This window comes from Winogradskyella sp. PE311 (assembly GCF_046545555.1).
Lineage (GTDB): Bacteria > Bacteroidota > Bacteroidia > Flavobacteriales > Flavobacteriaceae > Winogradskyella.
The window spans coordinates 207,533-229,172 of sequence record NZ_JBHZTH010000005.1 but is presented as its reverse complement, the minus strand read 5'-3'; the positions used below and the strand labels follow the sequence as shown (position 1 = coordinate 229,172).

The following is a 21,640-nucleotide window of genomic DNA, read 5'->3' as shown; positions in this document are numbered from 1 at the left end:
CTTAAAATCATAGCTTTAAAGTATTGTTGGGTTGTGAAAAATATTGTATTTTTGCAGCCCAATTTTAGTTTCAATAAAGAATGAATATTACAAGAGAAAACATCGATGCATTAAATGCAGTTGTAAAAGTGGATATCGCTAAAGAAGATTATAGTGATAAAGTTGAAAAAATCTTGACAGATTACCGCAAATCTGCAAACATTCCTGGTTTTAGAAAAGGCCATGTGCCAATGGGAATGGTGAAAAAGCAATACGGTAAAGCAGTATTAGTGGATGAGGTAAACAAATTGTTGCAAGATGCTCTTGGTAAGTATTTAGTTGAAGAAAAATTAGATGTTTTAGGAAATCCATTGCCAAAGGCGCAAGATGATTTAAATTGGGATGCAGATGCGTTTTCTTTTGAATTTGAATTGGGTTTGGCTCCTGAGTTTGATGTAAAACTAAAAGGTAAGAAAGCAATTACACATTATAATATTGTTGCAGATGATAAGATGGTTAATAATCAGCTTAATCATATTCAAAAGCAATATGGTAAAATTGTCTCTCAAACTGAAGTAACTAAGAATTCTGAAATTACCGGAAAGTTTACTAACGAAGAAAAGGCTGTAGAAAATGTTGCAACAATTACTTTAGATAAAATAAAAGGGAAGACAAACCCAAAGAAATTTATAGGCGCTAAAGTTGGCGATGTAATTACTTTAAAAACAAAAGGGTTGTTTAATGACGATCATGACTTAATGACATTTTTAAAAGTGCCTCATGACGATGCTCACGGACTAGCTATCGATGTGAATTTTGAAGTTTCAGAAATCAATGAACGCGAATTAGCAGATTTAGACCAAGAGTTGTTTGATAAAGTATTTGGTCCAAAAACAGTGACTTCTGTAACAGAATTGAAAGATAAAATCAAAGAAGATTCAGAAAAACAATTCGTTCAGCAAGGTGATCAAAAATTATTGAATGACGTTACCGAATATTTAGTAGAAAACACAAAATTTGATTTACCAGCTAATTTTCTACAAAAATGGATGCAGACTGCAGGTGAAGAAGTGATGTCAGAAGATCAGGCAAAAGAAGAATATGAAAAGTCTGAAAAAAGTATGCGTTATCAGTTAATCGAAGGTAAACTGATACAAGAGCATAATTTACAAGTACAATTTGATGAAATGAAGGCCTATTCTATGGAGATGATTAAAGGGCAAATGGCTCAGTTTGGTCAAATGAATCCATCAGAAAAAGAATTAGAAGACATTGCGGCACGTATACTATCGAATCAAGAGGAAGTTAAGCGTTTGTCCGAACAATTAATGAGTCAGAAATTATTAAATTTATATAAAGCAGAAGCTAATATTAAGACTAAAGAAATTACTTACGATGATTTTGTAAAGGAATTCTATAGTTAATAGGTATTGAATAAATTAGTATCTTTAAGGCGTAGAACTGAAAAGTTTTACGCTTTTTTTTTAATCAAAAAATTATATTAAAACATATGGACTACGGAAAAGAATTTGAAAAATTTGCAATAAAAGATCAAGGTATAAATAGCAACTATTATGGTAAAATAATAGAAAGCATGTACCCGTCTAACATGACCCCTAATATAATTGAAGAGCGTCAGATGAATATTGCTGTTTTTGATGTGTTTTCACGTTTAATGATGGATCGTATAATATTTTTAGGTACAGGTGTAAATGATCATGTAGCAAATATTATACAAGCACAATTATTATTTTTACAAAGTACTGATGCATCTAAGGATATTCAGATTTATATAAATTCACCAGGTGGATCAGTATATGCGGGATTAGGTATTTATGATACAATGCAATTTGTAAAGCCAGATGTAGCAACAATTTGTACTGGCATTGCTGCATCTATGGCGGCAGTATTATTATGTGCAGGCGAAAAAGGAAAGCGCTCAGCTTTGACTCATTCGCGCGTAATGATTCATCAAGTAAGTAGCGGAACTCAAGGGCAGTTAAGCGATATGCAAATTGCATTGAAAGAAACCATAAGAGTTAAGGAAGAATTGTATGCTGTTATAGCCAAACATTCAGGCCAAACTATTGAGCAAGTTGAAAAGGATTCGGATAGGGACTACTGGATGCGCTCACAAGAAGCTTTGGATTATGGTATGATTGATGAAGTCTTAGCAAGAAAGTAATCCCTTATAATTACGACTAAAATTTCCTAACTAGAATTTAATTATGGCAAAAGAAGAATTAGAATGTTCGTTTTGTGGAAGAAAAAAGCCAGAAACAAGTTTGTTAATAGCTGGCCTTGATGCACATATCTGCGATCGTTGTATAGAACAAGCGCATGGTATTGTTATTGAAGAGTCAAAGACTACAGGTAACACTGAACTCAGTGCTGAGTTGATGCTTAGAAAACCAAAAGAAATTAAATCCTTTTTAGATGAATATATTATAGGGCAAGAATATACTAAACGTGTTATGTCAGTGGCGGTTTATAATCATTACAAAAGATTATTACAACCACCAACAGATGATGATATTGAAATACAAAAAAGTAATATCATTATGGTGGGTCAGACAGGTACAGGTAAAACCTTAATGGCTAAAACTGTAGCTAGAATGCTAAATGTACCTTTAGCTATTGTAGATGCAACTGTTTTGACTGAAGCGGGCTATGTCGGTGAAGATGTAGAAAGTATATTAACACGCCTGCTACAGGCTGCGGATTATAATTTAGAAAAAGCAGAACGTGGTATCGTATTTATTGATGAAATTGATAAAATAGCACGTAAAAGTGATAATCCGTCTATAACAAGAGATGTTTCTGGTGAAGGTGTGCAGCAAGCTTTACTAAAGTTGTTGGAGGGCACGGTTGTTAATGTACCACCAAAAGGAGGACGAAAGCATCCGGATCAAAAGTTTATTGAAGTTAATACAGAGCATATCTTATTTATAGCTGGTGGTGCTTTCGATGGTATTGAACGCGTTATAAGTAAGCGATTAAACATGCAGGCTATAGGTTATAGCTCAATTAACTCTGATGATACAATTAATAATGACAATGTTTTAGAATATATTATTCCAAAAGATTTAAAAGACTTTGGCTTAATACCAGAAATCATTGGTCGTTTACCAGTTCTAACGCATATGGATCCCTTAGATGCTAATACGTTACGTGCTATTCTAACTGAACCAAAGAATGCTATTATAAAGCAATATAAAAAATTGTTTTTAATGGATGAGGTTGATTTTAGTATTACAGAAGGAGCTTTAAATTATATAGTTGGCAAAGCTATTGAGTATAAACTTGGTGCAAGAGGTTTGCGTTCACTCTGCGAAGAAATTTTTACAGAGGCTATGTTTGAATTGCCAGGTTCTGGTGAAACAAAATTTAATGTAACTAAAGCTTATGCTGAAGATAGATTATCTAAATCCACTTTAAAGAAACTGAAGGCAGTGTCATAAAAGAAATTTTTATTATATATTAAAATTAAAACCTCTTGGATTGATTTATCCAAGAGGCTTTTTTATGGTATAAACTATATTATTTATCCAATATTACTTGATATACTTCCTCAGTTTTATTGTATAATATCTTTAGTAAATATTTACCATTGGGAAATTCAGATGTATTCAAATAGTATCTTCCGTCAAATAGATTTCTAGTCTCTTTTTTTGTCTTTAATAAATTACCGCTAAAGTCAAAAAATTCGATTTTAACGCTAGCATTATTGTCGGGTTTATAAGCCGTGTCAAGATTGGAATTTATTGCAGTCGTTTCAATGATTTCCAACTTGCCATCTTTTATAGGGTTCTCGGCTAATCTAAAGTTGCCAAAACCACCTCCGTTGGAGCAATTTGTGAATTCAATAACCAAAAATGTTGGAACACTCCAGCCACAATTGTCTCTAGCTCTAACAGTAACAATACCCGAAGTTGGTTGATAACTGAAAAACTGTCCATTATTATTTGATGTTAACATATTAAAATTACCTGACACTTGATTCCACTCCCATTCGAATGCACTAGATGGTGTAGTAAAGTTGATATATCCATAATGCAAAGTGCAGAATGAAAATGAAGCAACTTGTTCACCATCTTCACCATATATTATAGGTCTTTGTGAACCTGTCTGTATCTCTTTGGTTATCTCAAGATCGTCACAATCAGTTTCAATAAAAGCCGTTAAGGTTGCTCTACCACCAAAATTACCTGTTGGTGTTAGTGTTGCATTGTTACCATTTTGAGTTAAAGTGAAACCTCCGGCTGGTGACACACTCCAGGCAACATTTACATTAGGAACTAAATTGTTTATTGTATATGTTGCTGAACTAGAGTTACATATCTGATTAGAGCCTAAAATTGTTAAAGGTAAACTATTGGAGCATGCTGAAGCACAAGAATAGAAAGCTTCAGTGTTGGCATCATCATCTAATTCTGCCATAAGCCAGTTGCCATTGTTTACGGTGAATTGAATATGCTGTTGACTATTTATCTCATTGGTAAAGAAATTATCAAAAGGTGAGTTCTTTGGTGCGTTAGGTGGGGATAATGGGGAATAAGATCTACTTAAATCTCTAATACTAATTGTTTGTGTACCTCCTCCAATATCTAGACTGCTGTAAGTTGGGATAAAGTTAAATTGTCTTTCTAAGACATATTGATCTAGTTCTTGTGGAAGGTTTGCAAAACCCTCAAGGTCAAAAATACCTCCACTTGCATTATCCAAAGGTAACATTGATGATAATGAATTTAACCTTTCTTCATCAATTAATGGCTCCTCTACATCTACAAGAAATAAAATAGTTTTCTCTATAAAAATTTTCCCTTTATAAATTTGCTTGGATTGTTGACTTGGTAAAGCCCTTAGACGAAATTGTGCTTTAATATCGGTATCTGTAGATAATAATGAACTTAATCTTTTAAGAGGGTTAATTGTAAGTCCGTTTAAAGTTGCTAGGGCAATATTAGTTATTAAAAATGGCAAATCTACTCTGATATTTATATCTACTAATTTATCATAAGGATTAAATTCTAAAGGAGTTCCACATTCCGATCCATTTGCAATGGCGATATTACGTATACCATTTTGTTGTGGGTATCCCATACTACTATATTCAGTTAAAAAAGTACTGTGTAGAGTTGTATTATCTACAGATACATTGTCACCTGTACCTTGTAATTGATATGTAAGCATTTGTTGTGCTGCAGGTGTTTGAAGCAGTGCTAATCCTTCTTCTAATCCTGGTATTTCATCAGATAGGTCAACAATATTAATATCAAACAAGCTGAAAAATACAGGGATACTAATTTCTTCTCCTACCAAATGTCTCACAAAGGCTTGAAATGCAACAGGTACATTAGCTCCTTGGTGTGGTGTGTCATGACTAATATAGAGCTTAGTGTCGTGAGTTTCTCCATTAATTTCCATGTCACGTAAAGCATAGCGAGCTACTAAACCTCCCATGCTCATGCCTAAAACTACGTTTTGCTCATTACCAACTTTTTGGTTATTAACCCAATCAATAACTGCCTCTAACATATAAGCGTTACGTTGAATAAAATCTGTACTGTTTTCAAAATCTACAAAGACCAAATCATAATCCTCGTCCTCGATGGCTTGATTGAGGGAATTAAAACCTGTACCAGCTACTATATCGACCAATAAACCACCTGGATTATTGAAATTTATCAAACTGTCATAATTAAAAGAGTTATTTGGGTCAAAACCTTCAACTACTATTAATGGTTTTGTAAGCTGTGTATGTCCTGGAGCTAATTCTACCGTGACAAAACCTGTAGATGAACCTCCTTGCCAAATATTACCAAGTATAGGCTCTTCATCAAATAGTAAAACATCACTGGTATATCGAGCTTGAGCATTTGGGTTTGGAGATATATAATCTACCCAAATCTTTGAATGACTGTATAAAATTGTCCCGTTTGTATAGACAAACTTTGCTTTAATATCCTTTTCTCCACCTGAAGTGTAAGTAATATTTATTGCGTTATTTAAAGCAACAGTTTGGTAACCATAGCCATCTCCAAAATCTATTTGTACCTGATTTAGAGATAAATTTGAGTTAGTATAGACTAGTTCGCTAGGTAACTTAAAACTGAAAGTATCTCCTTGTAATTGTTGTTTTAAAGGGCTTACTGCGAAAATTGTTTTAATGTCATAAGGATTTCTTCCTTTAATATCATAAATACGGTCTTTAAATACCTTAACATCTCCATTGCTTATGGCTTTAGTTTTATACTGTTCATAGTTATAGTATTGTGCTACTAATAAGATATCTTTATTGGTATTAAATTGTTGGGTTTTAAGCTTGTTAAATATAATATTTGGGGCTTCCATGCTTTGAGCTGCATTTCCAACACGCATAGTATATAATGAGGAGTAGAGTGATTCCCATTGTGTTTTATCTACAACATTATTAGTACTAAGAACACCATTATAGGCTTCTATTTCATTAAAGCGAATACCAAATTCTTTAAGATAGCCTGTAGTAACTTTGGATTTGTTTATGTTTCCAAAAATATGTTTCATACGATTGTAATAGGAATTGTTTTGAGCATTACCTAAAAACAAAGCGCTAAAGAGCACTGTAAAGACGAGTAATTTTTTCATAGATAATTGATTTAGATTAATAAGTTTTCATTTTATTTAAAAGGTACATTTTCCCTAATGTTCAGTTATGGCTTTATTTGTTACCCAAGTGGTACAAACTTTTTTCTTTTAATGACAAAAAAGAAGAGGACAAATGAGTGAAATGATAAATAGCACAAGTTTAAAGGAGAAGTACTTACAACTTATAAATCTTAATAATCTACTATGAATATTAGTTAAGGCTAATAACCAGCAGGTTTAAAATCAAAAGGCGTATTTTTTTAAAACTTTCACAAAAAAAACCACAATTTCTAATATTGAAATTGTGGTTTTTTATTGAGTTAGGATTGATTAAATAATATTGCTAGCAATATTTTATAAATAAAGGGAATAAATAGCACATTTATTTACATCAAATATAGAGGCAATTATTAATGTATTACCTCTTTAATCTATTTATTGGCTGAAGTTCAATTAATTCGTGTTGTATGAAACTTCAATGCTATTTTTAACGGTAAAGTGTAAATGTTACTTCTTAGTTAAAGTACCGTTAGAAGATAACTTTAAATCCTCTTTGTAGGCAATATTTAGTTTGCTTTCCATGGATTGAAATGTAACCACAGCATTCTCATAACCATTTTTCAAAGTTTTAATTTGATATTGCTCAAATGGTCTAATTTTGAATCTATATGTAGCATCTTTGCCGGTAGTTTGACGCTCTATCTCATTACCTTTATTATCATAAAGAACAACAGTAATATTTGCTATGATTTCGTTATTCTCTTCAAAGATAACTCCTTCTAAATCTTGATAGATCGCTCTTGCGTTGAATTTATACATGTTAAAACGCTGGCCAGTATTTCCAGCATTAGAAGAATATACACCATTATCTTCATCAATTAAAGTATAGGCTATATCATCTCTAATAGAGTTTATCTTTATTCCAAGATTCCTCGGTTGCGAATAGTTTAACTCTCCATAATTATTGGCTATAAAAATATCATAACCACCTTGTCCGTTGTGTCCAGTTGAAGAGAAAAATAACTCATCACCATCCTTAGAAGTATGAGGGTACTTTTCGTCTAAATCAGTATTAACAGTTGGGCCTAAATTAATTGGAGTACCTAAACTACCGTCTTCACTAATTTGCGCCCTATATATGTCAAAACCTCCAAGGCCACCTTCCATATTAGATGAGAAATATAAAAAATTACCGTCAGAAGATACATGTGGATTTTCTACAGAATAGTCCTCACTGTTGAAAGTCATAGGTCTATGATTTTTCCATTTCCCATAAGAGTCCTTTTCTAGTTGAGCAACGTAGAGTTGAAAGTTATTAGAATTTCGTCTTTTACTTTTTGTGTAATAAATAGTGTGTTGATCTGGCGAAAAGGATACTTGTCCTTCATTACCTCTGCTATTTAGCATTCTACTAAATAAAATAGGTGTAGAAAAATCTTTATTATTATTGGCTAAATCAGAACAAAATAAATTGGTGTATGGAAGTTTAGTGTATTCATCTGTACCATTTCCTATAGCGCCAATTTTCTTTGACGATACAATTACTAATTTATTTCTAAAAACGGCACTTGGTATTTCCGAATATTCAGAATTTATTTTGGTGACATTTACGTCAAAAAGGTAGCCACTGTCATTAAAGTCAGCAATTGCTATAGTTTTATTTGAGTTCGAAATATTAACTGAAGTGTAGGTAAATAAAATAAATACACTAGTCAACAAAAGTTGAATTGTAGATTTCATAATGAGGGTAAAAGGATTAACTATTCGAAGTTAAGAAAATAATTATTTGCGAATTAGTTCTTTACCTTTTTTTTAGATAAAACCAGTCTTTTTCCGATAATTAAGTAAAGAATGCTTAATTATTCGACGAAATCACAGACTATTCAATCGCAATAAATCATCAACATAATCTCTAGAGTTAGACAATCGAGGTACTTTATGTTGTCCGCCAAGTTTGTCTTTTTCTTTTAACCAATCATAAAAAAGATTAGTTCTGGCAGAATGAATCTTTGGTTTGTTAAGTGTTATGTTATTATATCTTTTAGCTTCATAATCTGAATTTAGAGATTTCAAAGCATTATCAAATAACTCTTCAAAATAAGACATGTTCTCTGGTGGCTTTTTAAATTCAATAATCCATTCATGTGCACCTTTTTCTTTTCCGTTCATAAAAATTGGTGCTGCTGTATAGTCAACAATTTCTGCAGAAGTACGTTTGCACACTCTTTTAAGGGCATCTTCAGCATTCTCTATAATTAACTCTTCTCCAAAGGCATTTATATGATGTTTTGTTCTACCCGAAACTTTTATTCTATGAGGACTTAAGCTAACAAAGCGTATGGTGTCTCCAATTTTATATCTCCAAAGACCAGCATTAGTTGTTATAACGACTGCATAATTAGTATTCAGTTTAACATCATTGAGCGAAATGACTTTTTGATTTTCAGTTCCGTAAATATCCATTGGAATGAATTCATAAAAAATACCATAATCTAGCATTAATAATAAATCTCCGGAGTAGTTTTGATCTTGTATAGCGAAGAATCCTTCTGAAGCATTATAAATTTCGTAATACTTAAATTCTTTTTTTGGTAAAATCGATCTGTATTGTTCTATGTAGGGGTTAAAACTAACACCTCCATGAAAATAAACTTCGAGGTTAGGCCAAACGTCAAATAGGTTCCCTTTTTCCGTAGTTTCTAAAACATTATTAAGTAAAACTAACATCCAAGAAGGAACACCGGCTAAGCTTGTTACATTTTCATTTACTGTTTCATCTACGATGGCTTGCATCTTTGTTTCCCACTCACTCATTAGAGAAACTTTACTACTTGGTGTACTACTAAATTCTGCCCAAAACGGCATATTGTCTATTAGTATAGCGCTTAAGTCACCAAATACAGTTCCATTCTCTTTATATAAGTCTTTACTGCCGCCAAGCCTTAAGCTTTTTCCGGTAAATAATTGTGAGCCCTCATTATTATTAAGATACATGCAAAGCAAATCTTTACTAGCAGCATAATGGCAATCTTCTAGTGACTCAGTACTTACTGGTATAAATTTACTTTTTGCATTCGTTGTACCACTTGATTTCGCAAACCATTTAATAGCACTTGGCCAAAAAATATTAGATTCACCTTGTCTAGAGCGCTCTATAAGGGGTTGCATGGTTTCATAATTAACTAAAGGCACGCGCTCATTAAACTCCTTATATGTTTTAATAGAGTTAAAGTCGTATTGTTTTCCTATCTCGGTATCCTTAGCAATCTTTAGAAGACTAAAGAGTAGTTCTTCTTGTACTTCACTAGGATACTTTAAAAATAATTCAATTTGATGAAAACGTTTCTTCAAAAACCATGAAGCAATAGAATTTACAATAGGAATTGGCATGGATTGGCTATCTTCGTGTAACTAATTAATGGTTAAAAATACTAAAATTCTTTTATGGTTTATCATGGTGTCCTTACTAAAATGCAGACTGAGTTTTTAGATCCTATTCAGTACTATTTAGTCTTTAAAAACGATTTCATTCATATGAATCAACTATTAGGTAAAACTTTAAGTATTAAACTTGTAGGTCATCAATGTTTAAGTTGTGGCTTAGATAAGGAGATTTATAGACAAGGATTTTGTAAAAGTTGTTTTTTTGATAAGCCTTTTGCAGGTGACTGGATTATGCGACCAGAACTGAGCACTGCCCATTTAGGGAAAGAAGATAGGGATTTAGAATACGAAAAGAAGGTGCAATTGCAACCACACATTGTATATCTAGCCAACTCAAGCAATGTAAAGGTTGGTGTTACTAGAAAAACACAAGTGCCTACGCGCTGGATAGACCAAGGTGCGCATGAAGCTATCGAAATAGTGGAAGTTCCTAATCGTTATTTGGCAGGTATAACTGAAGTTGCACTTAAGGATTATGTGGCTGATAAAACTAACTGGCGCAAAATGCTTAAAAACGATATTAAGGATGAAAGTCTTTTAGAATGGAGAGATCGTCTAAAACAGTATATACCTAGTGAAGCTGTAGACTATTTTATTGAGAATAACATAGAGACACATCTTAATTTTCCTGTTGAGCAATATCCTGAAAAACCTAATAGTTTAAATCTTAAAAAACAGCTAGAATACTCTGGTAAGTTAGCGGGTATAAAAGGCCAGTATTTAATTTTTGAAGATAATACGGTCTTTAATATTAGGGCTAATGAAGGTTTGGTTGTAGAGCTAAATATGTAATAATAAAAAAAGAGCAATATCTCTATTGCTCTTTTTTTATTATTATAGATTAAAATCTATACATTTTCTGCATCTCTTAAGCCTTGGATGTATTCAGCTTTCTGAATTTCTCTTCTACGCTTTACAGAAGGTTTTGTAAAATAACGAGATTCTCTTAAGTTCTGCATAATCTGCACATTTCTGTGTTTACGCTTATAACGCTTAAGAGCTCTTTCTATATTTTCTCCTTCTTTGATTTCAATTTTAATCATTATATGATGTATTTTGTTGTCTAAATTCTTTCAAATGGTCGGCAAATATATGCTAACTATTTGAAAATAAAAAATTATTATTCAATTTAGAACTTTATTTTTTAACCTAAATAGGTTTTTAAAATTTTACTCTTGCTTGCATGTCTTAATCTACGAATTCCTTTTTCGCGTATTTGTCTTACACGCTCTCTAGTTAAATCGTAAATACCGCCAATTTCTTCTAATGTCATTGGTGGTTGATTACCAATACCGAAATTTAAACGAATAACATCACTTTCTTTTTGAGTAAGTGTCTCTAGGGCACGTTCTATCTCAGTATTTAAAGATGCTTTCATTAAATTTTGATCTGGTCTAGGTGACTCACTAGCACTTACAACATCATATAAACTAAAAGTTTCTCCGTCTTTAAGTGGAGCATCCATTGATAGGTGACGACCAGAATTTTTCATAGACTGCTTAACCTCACGTGTACTAATATCTAGTTCTCGTGCAATTTCGTCTGCATTAGGTGGTCTTTGGTTTATTTGCTCTAAATGAGAATAAGCCTTATTAATTTTATTAATAGTACCAATCTTGTTTAATGGTAACCTCACAATACGAGATTGTTCAGCTAAAGCTTGTAAAATTGCTTGTCTAATCCACCATACAGCGTAAGAAATAAACTTAAAACCTCTAGTCTCATCAAAACGTTTTGCAGCTTTAACTAGACCAGCATTTCCTTCATTTATTAAATCTGGTAGTTTTAATCCTTGATTCTGATATTGCTTTGCAACAGAAACTACAAACCTAAGATTGGCTGTGGTTAATTTGTCTAAAGCTTCTTGATCACCCTTCTTAATTCGTTGTGCTAATTCCACTTCTTCATCTGCTGTAATCAACGGAATCTTGCTTATATCTTGTAAATACTTATCTAAAGATTTATCTTCTCTGTTGGTTACCTGCTTGGTGATTTTTAATTGCCTCATGTAGTCATTTTAAAATTAGTGAACCCTCATTATAACCTTATTATTAACAAAAGCAAATAAAAATGCAATTATTAACTAAAATTGGGAAAAAATTACGGTTTTTATGTAAATATCAATCGTTCTTGGTAGAATCTTGAACCTTTTTCTTCTTCTTTCCGCCAATTAGACCACCTAATACATTTTTAACTCCTTCTTTAACTTTGTCTTCTGAAGAGGTTTTTTTAACACTGTCTGTTTTAATAATTGTAGAATCTTTTTTTGTATCAGTTTTATTTCCGCCTAATAAACCTCCTAGTAAATCATTAACCTTGTCTTTGCCTTGTCCTAGTAATTTTTGTTTTTGTATTTCTGCAAGTTGCTTTGTTAAATTAGAAACTCCACTAGTTAGGTCAGTTGAAATATTAGGGCTTGTAAAACTACCATTAACATTTGCTGTTACTGGTACGCTAATCTTATTAACATCATTGTCATTAATCTTGCCAATAAGTCTATTAACTTCACTACCAAGATATTTAGCTGGTACTTGAAAAACTACATTATATTTCATATTATTTGAAAACGTATGCATTCCAGAGATTTCAATAGGTATATCTTTATAATTTAATGTTAATGGTTTTAATGCTACTTGTCCGTTTTCAAAACTCAATTTGGTTTTTATATCTTTCTCAAGTTCATTAAAATCAATAAAATTTAATTTGCTCGTCAAACCAGATAGCAAAGGACTCTTAGATACATCTATATTAGATGTTAGAATTTCGGCAATTGCATCACCAGATATGGTAGATAAATCTGGAGAAAAATTTTCATCTAAAAACCCACTAACATCAATTGTTGAGTTTAGTTTTCCTTGAATAATTTTTGCAATAGGAGCTAACGCCTTGAGCATTTCTAGATCTTTAAAGGATTGTGAAATATCAAATTGTTGCATTGCTAATTGCATATCAAACTTTGGCTGTTTTTCTCTTGTTGAAACGTTACCAGAAATCCCTAATTTACCGTTAAACAAATCTGTTGTCATATTTTTTAGATTTGCGTTTTGATTTTTAATTAACAATATCCCATTAACATTTTTTAAGTTGAGGTTATCATAAATTACAGTATTGGCTTTGGCTGTAATTGTACAATCTAAAAAATCTGGGATTTTCAAGGATTCAGAATCTGATGTAGACTTATTAGAATTTTGTGTTGCAGCTTCATTCTCAACCATGAAGTCAGAAACTGCAAATGTGTTTGAGTTTACATTAAAATTGCCTTGAAGTTTTTTATCACTCAATAAGAATCCAAGTAAATTATTAATAGTTCCTGTTGCGGAGAAATCACTTTTACCAGTTAAAGCATCGAAACTATTAAGGTTAACCGTTCCTGGTTTAAAAGTCATATCTGCTTTATTAATCTGTAATGGATTTACTATGTCTTCAGAAGAAAAGATGAAATCTGAAATTGAAACAGTACCGTTATTTTTAATACGTTCGTAGGCATTAGTTTCTATAGCATTCATATCAAAAGCAGTATTTAGCTTACCTTTTAATATACCACTGAGTTGATTTTCTAATTCTACAGGATAGGCTTTTGTAATATTTGCTAAGTTTAACACACCATCTAAATTGGCATTAACCAGCATATTGCCTGTTAAATTATTTATATGCGCTTCAGATGTAAAAACATCTTCATCTATTTTAAAATCTAGTTTATTAATATCTATATAGGTGTCTTCGGCATTTCCTGTGGTGTTTTTTACTGAAGCATCTATCATTATATTTTTAACACTCTTTGGAAGATCAGGATACTTAAAAGAAGCATTATTAGATATCATGTTTACATCTAAAGTTGGAATTGTTTCTTCAGATACTAAACCTTTAATAATACCGTTGATAGTAAAATTACCAGTGGTGTTTACGTTCTCAATGTTTTTTGTGTATTCCTTTGGTATTACTGCAAGAAAATCCTTAAAAGAAGATTCAGGATTTTTAAACCTGATATCAATTTCTTGTCCTTTTTCGACCATTTTTACAAAACCCTCAAATTCTAGAGGTAATGCATTTATATATCCTTTATTTTCTTTAAATGTATATTTTTCTTGTTCTAAATCTAGATCGATAAGCGCATCTAATTTTATAATATTATTACTAAGGTATTCTGTACTATCAATAGACATTGATATTCTGGCTTCGGTCTCAGTGTCTAATTCTGAAATCTCTCCAGAGAAAATTCCTTTTCCGTTGTGATTAATCTCTGTCGCATAAAGGTTTGTGTTTGTGCCTTCGTCTATATAAGTAAAAGCGCTATTGTTAAGCTCATAATTTTCAATATCAAAACTAAAACCAGTAGCTAATGAATCTGAAGTATTTGTTGTCTGTTCGTCATCTTTTTTAATAATATCGAAATTAGTAGTTCCGTTTTTATTAGTTTTTAAGCTTAGAAGCATTTCATCTGCAATAATTTCATTCACCACAAGTGGTTGGTCTGTGCCTTTAAATAATTGCATTAATGGCATTTCAAAAGATAAGGATTTTGCTGTTGCTAAAGTTTCTTCTTTAAATGGAGTTCTATTGGTGATTTTTAAATTCTCGACACTAACTTCAGCTTTTGGGAAACTACTTATAAGACTTAAGCTAATATCATCAAAACTCAAATCTGCATCTAGATTTTCATCTGCATAGTTTTGAACTATTGTATCTATTTTAGATTCTAAAACAAAAGGGATAGTAATAAGAATAGCAATGAAAATCAGTAAAACGATTCCTACAATTTTGAGAATTTTCTTCATAATAAGTTAATGTGGTTTAAGTAGCTTACATTTAGTATACGTATAAATGTTTGTAATAGTTGTGCTTTTAAGAAACTTTAGGAAGATTTTAATGTTATGATAACAACTAGATCAGTTTAATTTCTTCATTTACTTTTAGTTTAAAGCGTTTTCTAAATACATAAACACCAAGGTATAAAAAGGGTGTATCGAAAGCTGCTATGAGGACTTTAAATAGGAACCCACTTAGCAATAAGCCTTTAAAGTTAGCCCAATCAATAATCCCAAAAGAACATAATAAAAAGACAATTGTAAACGTATCTACAAATTGGGAAAACCATGTCGAAAAATTATTACGCAACCAAAGATACTTGCCTTTCGTTTTTCGTTTCCAAAAATGATAAATTTGAATATCTACAAATTGGGCAAAAAGATACGTAAGCATACTTGCAAAAACTGCAATTGTAGAATTGCCAAAAACAGTGTTGAATAAAGTATCGTCCACTGGAGACCAAGATGTGGCTGGTACAATCGACGCTATGTAAATAATAATTAGCGAGAAAAGTGATGCAAATATCCCAACTATAACAACGTCGTTTGCTCTCTTCTTCCCATAAATTTCGCTTATTAAATCTGTAATAAGAAATGTTATAGGGTATGGTAAAATCCCTACCGAAATTTCAAAAAGTTTGTTTCCAAAGATTTCAATATCGAGAGGATACCAATAAAAAAATTTTTGAAATATTAAATTAGAAACAACTAATGAGGTAATAAAAAGAGCACCTAATAAAAGATATATGCGTTGAGCTAAAAGTTTGTCTTTTAATGACATTAAAAATGGTTAATAAATAGTTGAAGTAAAGATAATCTATTAATATTTCTTTTAGTTATTTTGCTTATTCAATGACATCAACTAATTCAGTTTATATAGCATTAGGAAGCAATAAGGGCAACAAACTACAAAATTTGCAGTTGGCTTTAGATGCAATTTATAATAGTATTGGCGTAATTAGTAAAATCTCTAAAGTGTACACAACACCAGCTTTAGGTTTTGATGGTGATGATTTTTACAACGCTTGTATTACGGTTGAAACGGAGCTGAAACCTAGAAAAATTCTCAAAGAACTTCAGTCTATTGAGTCTAAATTAGGAAGAGCAAAAAAAACGACGACTGGATATGAATCTCGTGAATTAGATTTAGATATTTTGTTGTATAAAGACAAAATTATTAATGAAAAGCGTTTAGTTGTTCCGCATCCTAAAATGCAAACTCGCAAATTTGTATTACAACCACTTTATGATATTGCAAAAGATATTGAGCATCCTGTTTTTAAAAAAACGATTCAACTTTTATTAGAAGAATGTGAAGACGAATCCGTTATTGAGCCAATTAAAATTTGGTTAAAAAATCCTAAAATAAAGTTTAGATTTAGTGATTATAATTTTATTGCAATCGAAGGTAATATTGGTGCTGGTAAAACAAGTTTAGCTAAGAAAATCGCTAAAGATTTTAATGCAAAATTAATATTAGAGCGTTTTGCAGACAATCCCTTTTTACCTAAGTTTTATAAAAAACCAAAACGCTATGCTTTTACTTTAGAAATGTCTTTTTTAGCAGATCGTTATCAACAAATTTCTGATGATTTATCACAACTAGATTTATTTAAGGACTTTATGGTAAGTGATTATGACGTAAATAAATCCCTAATCTTTTCAAAAGTAACTTTGCCAGAAGATGAATTTCGTTTGTATAGAAAACTATTCTATCAAGTTTATAAAGATATTGCTAAGCCAGATCTATATATTTACTTGTATCAAAATACCGAAAGACTTCAAAAGAATATAAAAAAAAGAGGACGTAACTATGAGAAGGATATAAAAGATGAGTATTTAGAAAAAATAAATTCTGGTTATCTCGAATTTTTGAAAAGTCAACCCGATATGAATGTTAAAATTATAGATATTTCAGATAAAGATTTTGTGAAGTCTCGCGCAGATTATTTGTGGTTGCTCAATGAAATTAGTAAGCATTAATCAGTTGTGCGGTTTTGTCATTCTGAGCTTGTTTCAGAATCTTACTTCTACCGAGTATAAAGAATAGTCACAATCTGACCCTGCTTATTGCCAAGAGTAATTTCATTTATAACTACTGAAGACTTCACATTTAAATTAAAGGGCGCTTTCAATATATCAACACCACTATTTTGTTTTAGTCTAATACCTTGGCCAGAAATAATATCTTGATTAGGAATAAAATTGTCACTTGGTAAATGTTCAGTTAGAATCACATATTTATAAGCAGATAGTTTCTTTACTATTTCTTGTATTTCTATATTCGATATATGTTGAAGTACTTGTCTTAAGATGATACAGTCACCTGTGGGCAGTTCATCTTTCACAATATCTAAACACTGAAACTCCAAGTTTTCTTCTTTAAATATGGTTTTATTCCTTTCAATGAGTTTTTCTACAATATCAACCGCAAAGTACTTTTTAGAAAATTGAGTTAAGTGCTTTCCTATATTAAAATCTCCGCAACCTAAGTCGCAAACTATAAGGGATTTATTATGAGAATTCAAAAAAGGAATAACTGCTTCTAAATAAGGCTCTACTATTTCTGTACGATGAGAACCATCGCCAGAGTAAAAATCAAACGCTTTTCCGCCCCAAAGATGTTTATCATAAATCTGATTCATGACATCTTTTGTTGGCCAAGTTCTCTTGGTTTTTTCTAACATATTTTAATGCTTTGATAAGCCTTCAAATTATTCATAATAATCGATCTCTCTATAGGTAATTTTATTAATTATTTTGTTTTCAATCTCTTTTTTGACGATCCAATTTTCTTTATTATCAAGAGCATATTTAAATCGTTTTTTACGAATTAATTTATTGTTTTTGTCAAACTCTTTTTCATTTGCCAAAAGTTTATTCTTTCTCCATTTATAGATAAATTTATTGTGTTTATATCTCTCATTAGATCCAGTCCAATCCATTTCTATTGTTCTCTCTTTCTTGTCATATTTTTCTTTAAGAATTAAAAAAGTGATGTAATCATCAAAATCAGAATCTATATATTTTTCATAATAAATATAGTTGCTAGAGACCAATTTGTTCTCAATATTGTAATTATATGTTTCCTCAAACTTGAATTCTGTTTCATTTTTAATGTAATTAAAATGAATTTTAATTAAAAGGTCATCATGGTATACGTAATTAGTTTTAATCTGGGTCGAATCTTTATCAATAAATGAACTTGAAAAAATTATTTGATCCTTTTCATTATAATGATAGGTTGTTTCTTTTTTGTTTTTCGGAAGAGAATTATTATAAATAATTCTTACACTTTTCTGTTTAAGACCTTTTTTATCATATAAAGTTTCATTAGTTTCAGTAATATAATTGTAGTGTTCTCCATTATCTAATAATTGTCTATTTGTTTCTGTATAAAGTATTCTTTTAATCCCTTTTTTTGAAGAGTCATTTTGGGAGTTGCTTATCTGAATTGCACCAAATACTAGAAAGAATAATTTTATTAATTTCATTTAATTTTTATTTTACTAAACACATCCCAAACCACAACACCACAACTCACAGAAATATTCAATGAATGTTTAGTACCATATTGAGGAATTTCAATCACAATATCACTAGCATTAACGACATCTTGAGCTACACCTTTCACTTCATTACCAAAAACAAAAGCATATTTAGTATTAAGCTGAGGTTTAAAATCGTTAAGCATGGTAGCATTTTCTGCTTGTTCAACAGAACAGACCTTTACACTTTCAACTTTCAGTTTTTCAACTAATTCAATGGTGTTTTCAACATATTCCCAATCTACAGTTTCTGTACTTCCTAAAGCAGTTTTCCTAATATCATTATGTGGTGGTTGAGCTGTAATGCCACAGAGGTAAATCTTCTCAATTAAAAAGGCATCACTTGTTCTAAATACAGACCCAATATTGTTTAAGCTTCTAATATTATCTAGAATAATAATTATAGGAGTCTTTTTAGCAGCTTTAAATTCTGAAACTTCTAATCGGTCTAGTTCTTCGTTTTTTAACTTTCTCATGTTTATCAACACCTGTAGATAACTTATAGTTTTTAGGCTTCAATAAGCCTCAAATTATAAGTAAATTAGCATTCTTACAATTTCAACAAAAATAAAGAAAACAGTTGGCTAAAAAGGTAAAAAAAATAACACCATTAATGAAGCAGTATAATGCGATCAAGGTTAAATATCCTGATGCATTGCTATTGTTTAGAGTTGGTGATTTTTACGAGACCTTTGGAAGTGATGCTGTAAAAGCATCAAAAATTTTAGATATTATTTTAACCAAGCGCGGTGCTGGTAGTGAGAGCGAGACTGAGCTTGCTGGTTTTCCGCACCATTCGTTAAATACGTATTTGCCTAAATTAGTAAGAGCAGGTGAGCGTGTTGCGATTTGCGATCAGTTAGAGGATCCTAAGCAAACCAAAACCATTGTTAAACGCGGAGTAACTGAGTTAGTAACACCAGGTGTTGCTTTTAATGATGATATATTACATTCTAAATCGAATAACTTCTTAGCAGCCATACATTTCGATAAAAAATATGTTGGAGTTTCCTTTTTAGATATATCTACAGGTGAGTTTTTAACATCGCAAGGTAATGCTGAGTATATAGATAAATTACTTCAAAACTTTAGTCCAAGTGAAGTATTAATTTCTAAACAAAGTAGAAAAGAATTTACCGAAATTTTTGGTAATGATTTTCATACATTTTATTTAGAAGATTGGGTGTTTCAAGCCGATTATGCACATGAAACTTTACTAAAGCATTTCAATACTAAAACATTAAAAGGTTTTGGAATAGAAGATTTATTTGAAGGTATTATAGCTTCTGGAGTTGTACTTCATTATTTAAGCGAAACTAGACATAATAAGTTAGAGCATATTGCAACAATTTCGAGAATTGCTACTGACGATTATGTGTGGATGGATAAATTTACCATTAGAAATCTAGAGCTTTATAATTCTACCAATGCAAATGCGGTAACTTTAATTAATGTTATTGATAAAACAATTTCTGCAATGGGAGGTCGAATGCTTAAACGATGGCTAGCTTTACCTTTAAAACATGCGGATAAAATAAAACAACGTCACGAGGTTGTTAAGTATTTGTTAGAAAACGAGACGGTTCTTCAGAAGATTCAAGGTCAGATAAAACGAATTGGAGATATTGAGCGTCTTATTTCAAAAATAGCGACCACTAAGGTGAGTCCAAGAGAAGTTATTCAACTTAAAAATTCATTGGAAGCTATTGTGCCTATAAAATCGATAGCAGAGATTTGCGATAATGAAGCTTTAAAAATCTTAGGAGATAATTTACATCGTTGTGATCTATTAAGAGAAAAAATAAAAGAGACACTTAATGAAGAGGCGCCAGTTAATGTGCTAAAAGGACATACAATTGCTGAAGGCTTTTCCGCAGAATTAGATGAGTTAAGAGGTTTATCAAAATCTGGTAAAGATTATTTAGATAACATGCTAAAGCGCGAAAGTGAGCGCACAGGTATTACGTCTTTAAAAATAGCATCTAACAATGTTTTTGGATATTACATTGAAGTAAGAAATTCTCATAAGGATAAAGTTCCTGAAGAATGGATACGAAAGCAGACCTTGGTTAATGCAGAACGTTACATAACAGAAGAACTCAAAGAATATGAAGCTAAGATTTTAGGTGCTGAAGAACGTATTTTAGCCATTGAGCAACAACTGTTTGCTGAATTAGTCACTTGGATGCATCAGTTTATTATTTCGGTTCAGCAAAATGCACAATTAATTGGTCAGTTAGATTGTCTTTGTGGGTTTGCAAGTCTAGCAAAAGCGAATAAATATACCTATCCAAAAATTGATGATAGTTTTGATTTAGAAATTAAGGATGGTCGTCATCCGGTTATTGAAAAACAACTACCCTTAGGTGAGCCATACATTGCAAATGATTTGTTTTTAGATAGAGAATCGCAGCAAATCATAATGATTACTGGGCCTAATATGTCTGGTAAGTCTGCTATTTTAAGACAAACTGCTTTAATAGTTCTACTAGCGCAAATAGGTAGTTTTGTACCCGCAAAAGCCGCCAGAATAGGTTTAGTAGATAAGATTTTTACTAGAGTTGGAGCAAGTGATAATATATCAATGGGAGAATCTACTTTTATGGTAGAGATGAATGAAACAGCCTCTATTCTTAATAATATTTCAGACAGAAGTTTAGTTCTTTTAGATGAAATTGGAAGGGGAACGAGTACTTATGATGGTATTTCTATTGCTTGGGCTATTAGTGAGTATTTACATGAACATCCTGCTAAACCAAAAACGCTTTTTGCAACACATTACCACGAGTTGAATGAAATGACTGAAACGTTCAGTAGAATTAAAAATTTTAATGTTGCAGTAAAAGAGTTAAAAGATAACGTACTATTTGTACGTAAACTGGTTGAAGGCGGAAGTGAGCATAGTTTTGGTATTCATGTTGCAAAAATGGCAGGTATGCCACAACAAGTCATTAGACGAGCGAATAAAATTCTATCGAAATTAGAAAAATCACACTCTAGTGAAGAGTTAACAGATAGGGTGAAAACATTAAAAGATGATTTGCAATTGAGTTTCTTTAATCTAGACGATCCTTTGCTGATTGAGATAAAGGATGAAATTTTACATACAGATATCGACACGTTAACACCAGTTGAAGCTCTGATGAAACTCAATGAAATTAAAAGAATGCTTGTCAAGAAAAAGCAAGCTTAAAATTATTTTAATTTATTTAGAAAAAAGGCTTTGCTTTTATAAGA

16 protein-coding genes are annotated in these 21,640 nt (G+C 31.4%); 6 read left to right on the top strand and 10 right to left on the bottom strand.

Going from position 1 to position 21,640, the window contains the following annotated elements; genetic code table 11:
- Nucleotides 1-80 precede the first annotated feature (80 nt).
- From tig to clpX, 3 genes are all read left to right on the top strand, one after another.
- Entirely contained in the window at nt 81-1,403 is a 1,323-nt protein-coding gene (gene tig / locus ACFWU4_RS14905) for a trigger factor (RefSeq protein ID WP_411129298.1), read from the top strand.
- An 86-nt stretch (nt 1,404-1,489) separates the two neighbouring features.
- Complete coding sequence (locus ACFWU4_RS14900; RefSeq protein ID WP_411129296.1) at nt 1,490-2,164, top strand: ClpP family protease; 675 nt, start codon at nt 1,490-1,492, stop codon at nt 2,162-2,164.
- A gap of 43 nt (nt 2,165-2,207) precedes the next feature.
- Complete coding sequence (gene clpX, locus ACFWU4_RS14895; RefSeq protein ID WP_411129294.1) at nt 2,208-3,440, top strand: ATP-dependent Clp protease ATP-binding subunit ClpX; 1,233 nt, start codon at nt 2,208-2,210, stop codon at nt 3,438-3,440.
- 79 nt (nt 3,441-3,519) lie between these two features.
- Here the strand turns inward: clpX and ACFWU4_RS14890 are convergent, their stop codons facing one another.
- From ACFWU4_RS14890 to ACFWU4_RS14880, 3 genes are all read right to left on the bottom strand, one after another.
- Entirely contained in the window at nt 3,520-6,606 is a 3,087-nt protein-coding gene (locus tag ACFWU4_RS14890) for a hypothetical protein (protein ID WP_411129292.1), read from the bottom strand.
- Nucleotides 6,607-7,113: 507 nt separating this feature from the next.
- The gene (locus ACFWU4_RS14885) at nt 7,114-8,346 is read right to left on the bottom strand and encodes a TolB family protein (RefSeq protein ID WP_411129291.1); all 1,233 of its coding nucleotides are present in this window, start codon (nt 8,344-8,346) and stop codon (nt 7,114-7,116) included.
- 132 nt (nt 8,347-8,478) lie between these two features.
- Nucleotides 8,479-9,996, bottom strand: a complete 1,518-nt coding sequence (locus ACFWU4_RS14880; protein ID WP_411129289.1) for a GH3 auxin-responsive promoter family protein — start codon at nt 9,994-9,996, stop codon at nt 8,479-8,481.
- Nucleotides 9,997-10,050: 54 nt separating this feature from the next.
- On the opposite strand from ACFWU4_RS14880, the gene ACFWU4_RS14875 reads away from it, so the two are divergent.
- Nucleotides 10,051-10,842, top strand: a complete 792-nt coding sequence (locus ACFWU4_RS14875; RefSeq protein WP_411129287.1) for a DUF2797 domain-containing protein — start codon at nt 10,051-10,053, stop codon at nt 10,840-10,842.
- A gap of 56 nt (nt 10,843-10,898) precedes the next feature.
- Here the strand turns inward: ACFWU4_RS14875 and rpsU are convergent, their stop codons facing one another.
- From rpsU to ACFWU4_RS14855, 4 genes are all read right to left on the bottom strand, one after another.
- Nucleotides 10,899-11,093, bottom strand: coding sequence for a 30S ribosomal protein S21 (gene rpsU / locus ACFWU4_RS14870; protein ID WP_008269492.1), 195 nt, complete (start codon nt 11,091-11,093; stop codon nt 10,899-10,901).
- Nucleotides 11,094-11,194: 101 nt separating this feature from the next.
- The gene (locus ACFWU4_RS14865; RefSeq protein WP_411129285.1) at nt 11,195-12,058 is read right to left on the bottom strand and encodes an RNA polymerase sigma factor RpoD/SigA; all 864 of its coding nucleotides are present in this window, start codon (nt 12,056-12,058) and stop codon (nt 11,195-11,197) included.
- Between the two features lie 112 nt (nt 12,059-12,170).
- Complete coding sequence (locus ACFWU4_RS14860) at nt 12,171-14,825, bottom strand: AsmA-like C-terminal region-containing protein (protein WP_411129283.1); 2,655 nt, start codon at nt 14,823-14,825, stop codon at nt 12,171-12,173.
- A 106-nt stretch (nt 14,826-14,931) separates the two neighbouring features.
- Entirely contained in the window at nt 14,932-15,636 is a 705-nt protein-coding gene (locus ACFWU4_RS14855; RefSeq protein WP_411129282.1) for a queuosine precursor transporter, read from the bottom strand.
- 71 nt (nt 15,637-15,707) lie between these two features.
- On the opposite strand from ACFWU4_RS14855, the gene folK reads away from it, so the two are divergent.
- Nucleotides 15,708-16,838, top strand: a complete 1,131-nt coding sequence (gene folK, locus ACFWU4_RS14850; protein ID WP_411129280.1) for a 2-amino-4-hydroxy-6-hydroxymethyldihydropteridine diphosphokinase — start codon at nt 15,708-15,710, stop codon at nt 16,836-16,838.
- Between the two features lie 47 nt (nt 16,839-16,885).
- Here folK and ACFWU4_RS14845 read toward each other — a convergent pair whose 3' ends face one another.
- The 3 genes from ACFWU4_RS14845 to ACFWU4_RS14835 are packed head-to-tail and all read right to left on the bottom strand — an operon-like array spanning nt 16,886 to nt 18,879.
- Nucleotides 16,886-17,542: a class I SAM-dependent methyltransferase gene (locus ACFWU4_RS14845; protein ID WP_411129278.1), complete on the bottom strand. Its 657-nt coding sequence runs from the start codon at nt 17,540-17,542 to the stop codon at nt 16,886-16,888.
- Nucleotides 17,543-17,569: 27 nt separating this feature from the next.
- Nucleotides 17,570-18,349 (bottom strand): hypothetical protein, encoded by a 780-nt coding sequence (locus tag ACFWU4_RS14840; RefSeq protein ID WP_411129276.1) that lies wholly within the window; start codon nt 18,347-18,349, stop codon nt 17,570-17,572.
- Nucleotides 18,346-18,879, bottom strand: coding sequence for an RNA methyltransferase (locus ACFWU4_RS14835; RefSeq protein WP_411129274.1), 534 nt, complete (start codon nt 18,877-18,879; stop codon nt 18,346-18,348). Before ACFWU4_RS14835 ends, ACFWU4_RS14840 begins: the two co-directional genes overlap by 4 nt.
- Nucleotides 18,880-18,983: 104 nt before the next feature.
- On the opposite strand from ACFWU4_RS14835, the gene mutS reads away from it, so the two are divergent.
- Nucleotides 18,984-21,596 carry a DNA mismatch repair protein MutS gene (gene mutS / locus ACFWU4_RS14830; RefSeq protein ID WP_411129272.1) on the top strand — a complete coding sequence of 871 codons (2,613 nt, stop codon included), beginning with the start codon at nt 18,984-18,986 and terminating at the stop codon, nt 21,594-21,596.
- Nucleotides 21,597-21,640 lie beyond the last annotated feature (44 nt).

What these genes read in the sequence shown, in the direction of transcription:
- ACFWU4_RS14900 (WP_411129296.1), top strand. Translation starts at nt 1,490, where the DNA reads ATGGACTACGGAAAAGAATTTGAAAAATTTGCAATAAAAGATCAAGGT.
- ACFWU4_RS14885 (WP_411129291.1), bottom strand. Translation starts at nt 8,346, where the DNA reads ATGAAATCTACAATTCAACTTTTGTTGACTAGTGTATTTATTTTATTT.
- tig (WP_411129298.1), top strand. Translation starts at nt 81, where the DNA reads ATGAATATTACAAGAGAAAACATCGATGCATTAAATGCAGTTGTAAAA.
- ACFWU4_RS14855 (WP_411129282.1), bottom strand. Translation starts at nt 15,636, where the DNA reads ATGTCATTAAAAGACAAACTTTTAGCTCAACGCATATATCTTTTATTA.
- rpsU (WP_008269492.1), bottom strand. Translation starts at nt 11,093, where the DNA reads ATGATTAAAATTGAAATCAAAGAAGGAGAAAATATAGAAAGAGCTCTT.
- ACFWU4_RS14890 (WP_411129292.1), bottom strand. Translation starts at nt 6,606, where the DNA reads ATGAAAAAATTACTCGTCTTTACAGTGCTCTTTAGCGCTTTGTTTTTA.
- ACFWU4_RS14835 (WP_411129274.1), bottom strand. Translation starts at nt 18,879, where the DNA reads ATGAGAAAGTTAAAAAACGAAGAACTAGACCGATTAGAAGTTTCAGAA.
- clpX (WP_411129294.1), top strand. Translation starts at nt 2,208, where the DNA reads ATGGCAAAAGAAGAATTAGAATGTTCGTTTTGTGGAAGAAAAAAGCCA.
- ACFWU4_RS14880 (WP_411129289.1), bottom strand. Translation starts at nt 9,996, where the DNA reads ATGCCAATTCCTATTGTAAATTCTATTGCTTCATGGTTTTTGAAGAAA.
- folK (WP_411129280.1), top strand. Translation starts at nt 15,708, where the DNA reads ATGACATCAACTAATTCAGTTTATATAGCATTAGGAAGCAATAAGGGC.
- ACFWU4_RS14840 (WP_411129276.1), bottom strand. Translation starts at nt 18,349, where the DNA reads ATGAAATTAATAAAATTATTCTTTCTAGTATTTGGTGCAATTCAGATA.
- ACFWU4_RS14875 (WP_411129287.1), top strand. Translation starts at nt 10,051, where the DNA reads ATGGTTTATCATGGTGTCCTTACTAAAATGCAGACTGAGTTTTTAGAT.
- ACFWU4_RS14845 (WP_411129278.1), bottom strand. Translation starts at nt 17,542, where the DNA reads ATGTTAGAAAAAACCAAGAGAACTTGGCCAACAAAAGATGTCATGAAT.
- ACFWU4_RS14865 (WP_411129285.1), bottom strand. Translation starts at nt 12,058, where the DNA reads ATGAGGCAATTAAAAATCACCAAGCAGGTAACCAACAGAGAAGATAAA.
- ACFWU4_RS14860 (WP_411129283.1), bottom strand. Translation starts at nt 14,825, where the DNA reads ATGAAGAAAATTCTCAAAATTGTAGGAATCGTTTTACTGATTTTCATT.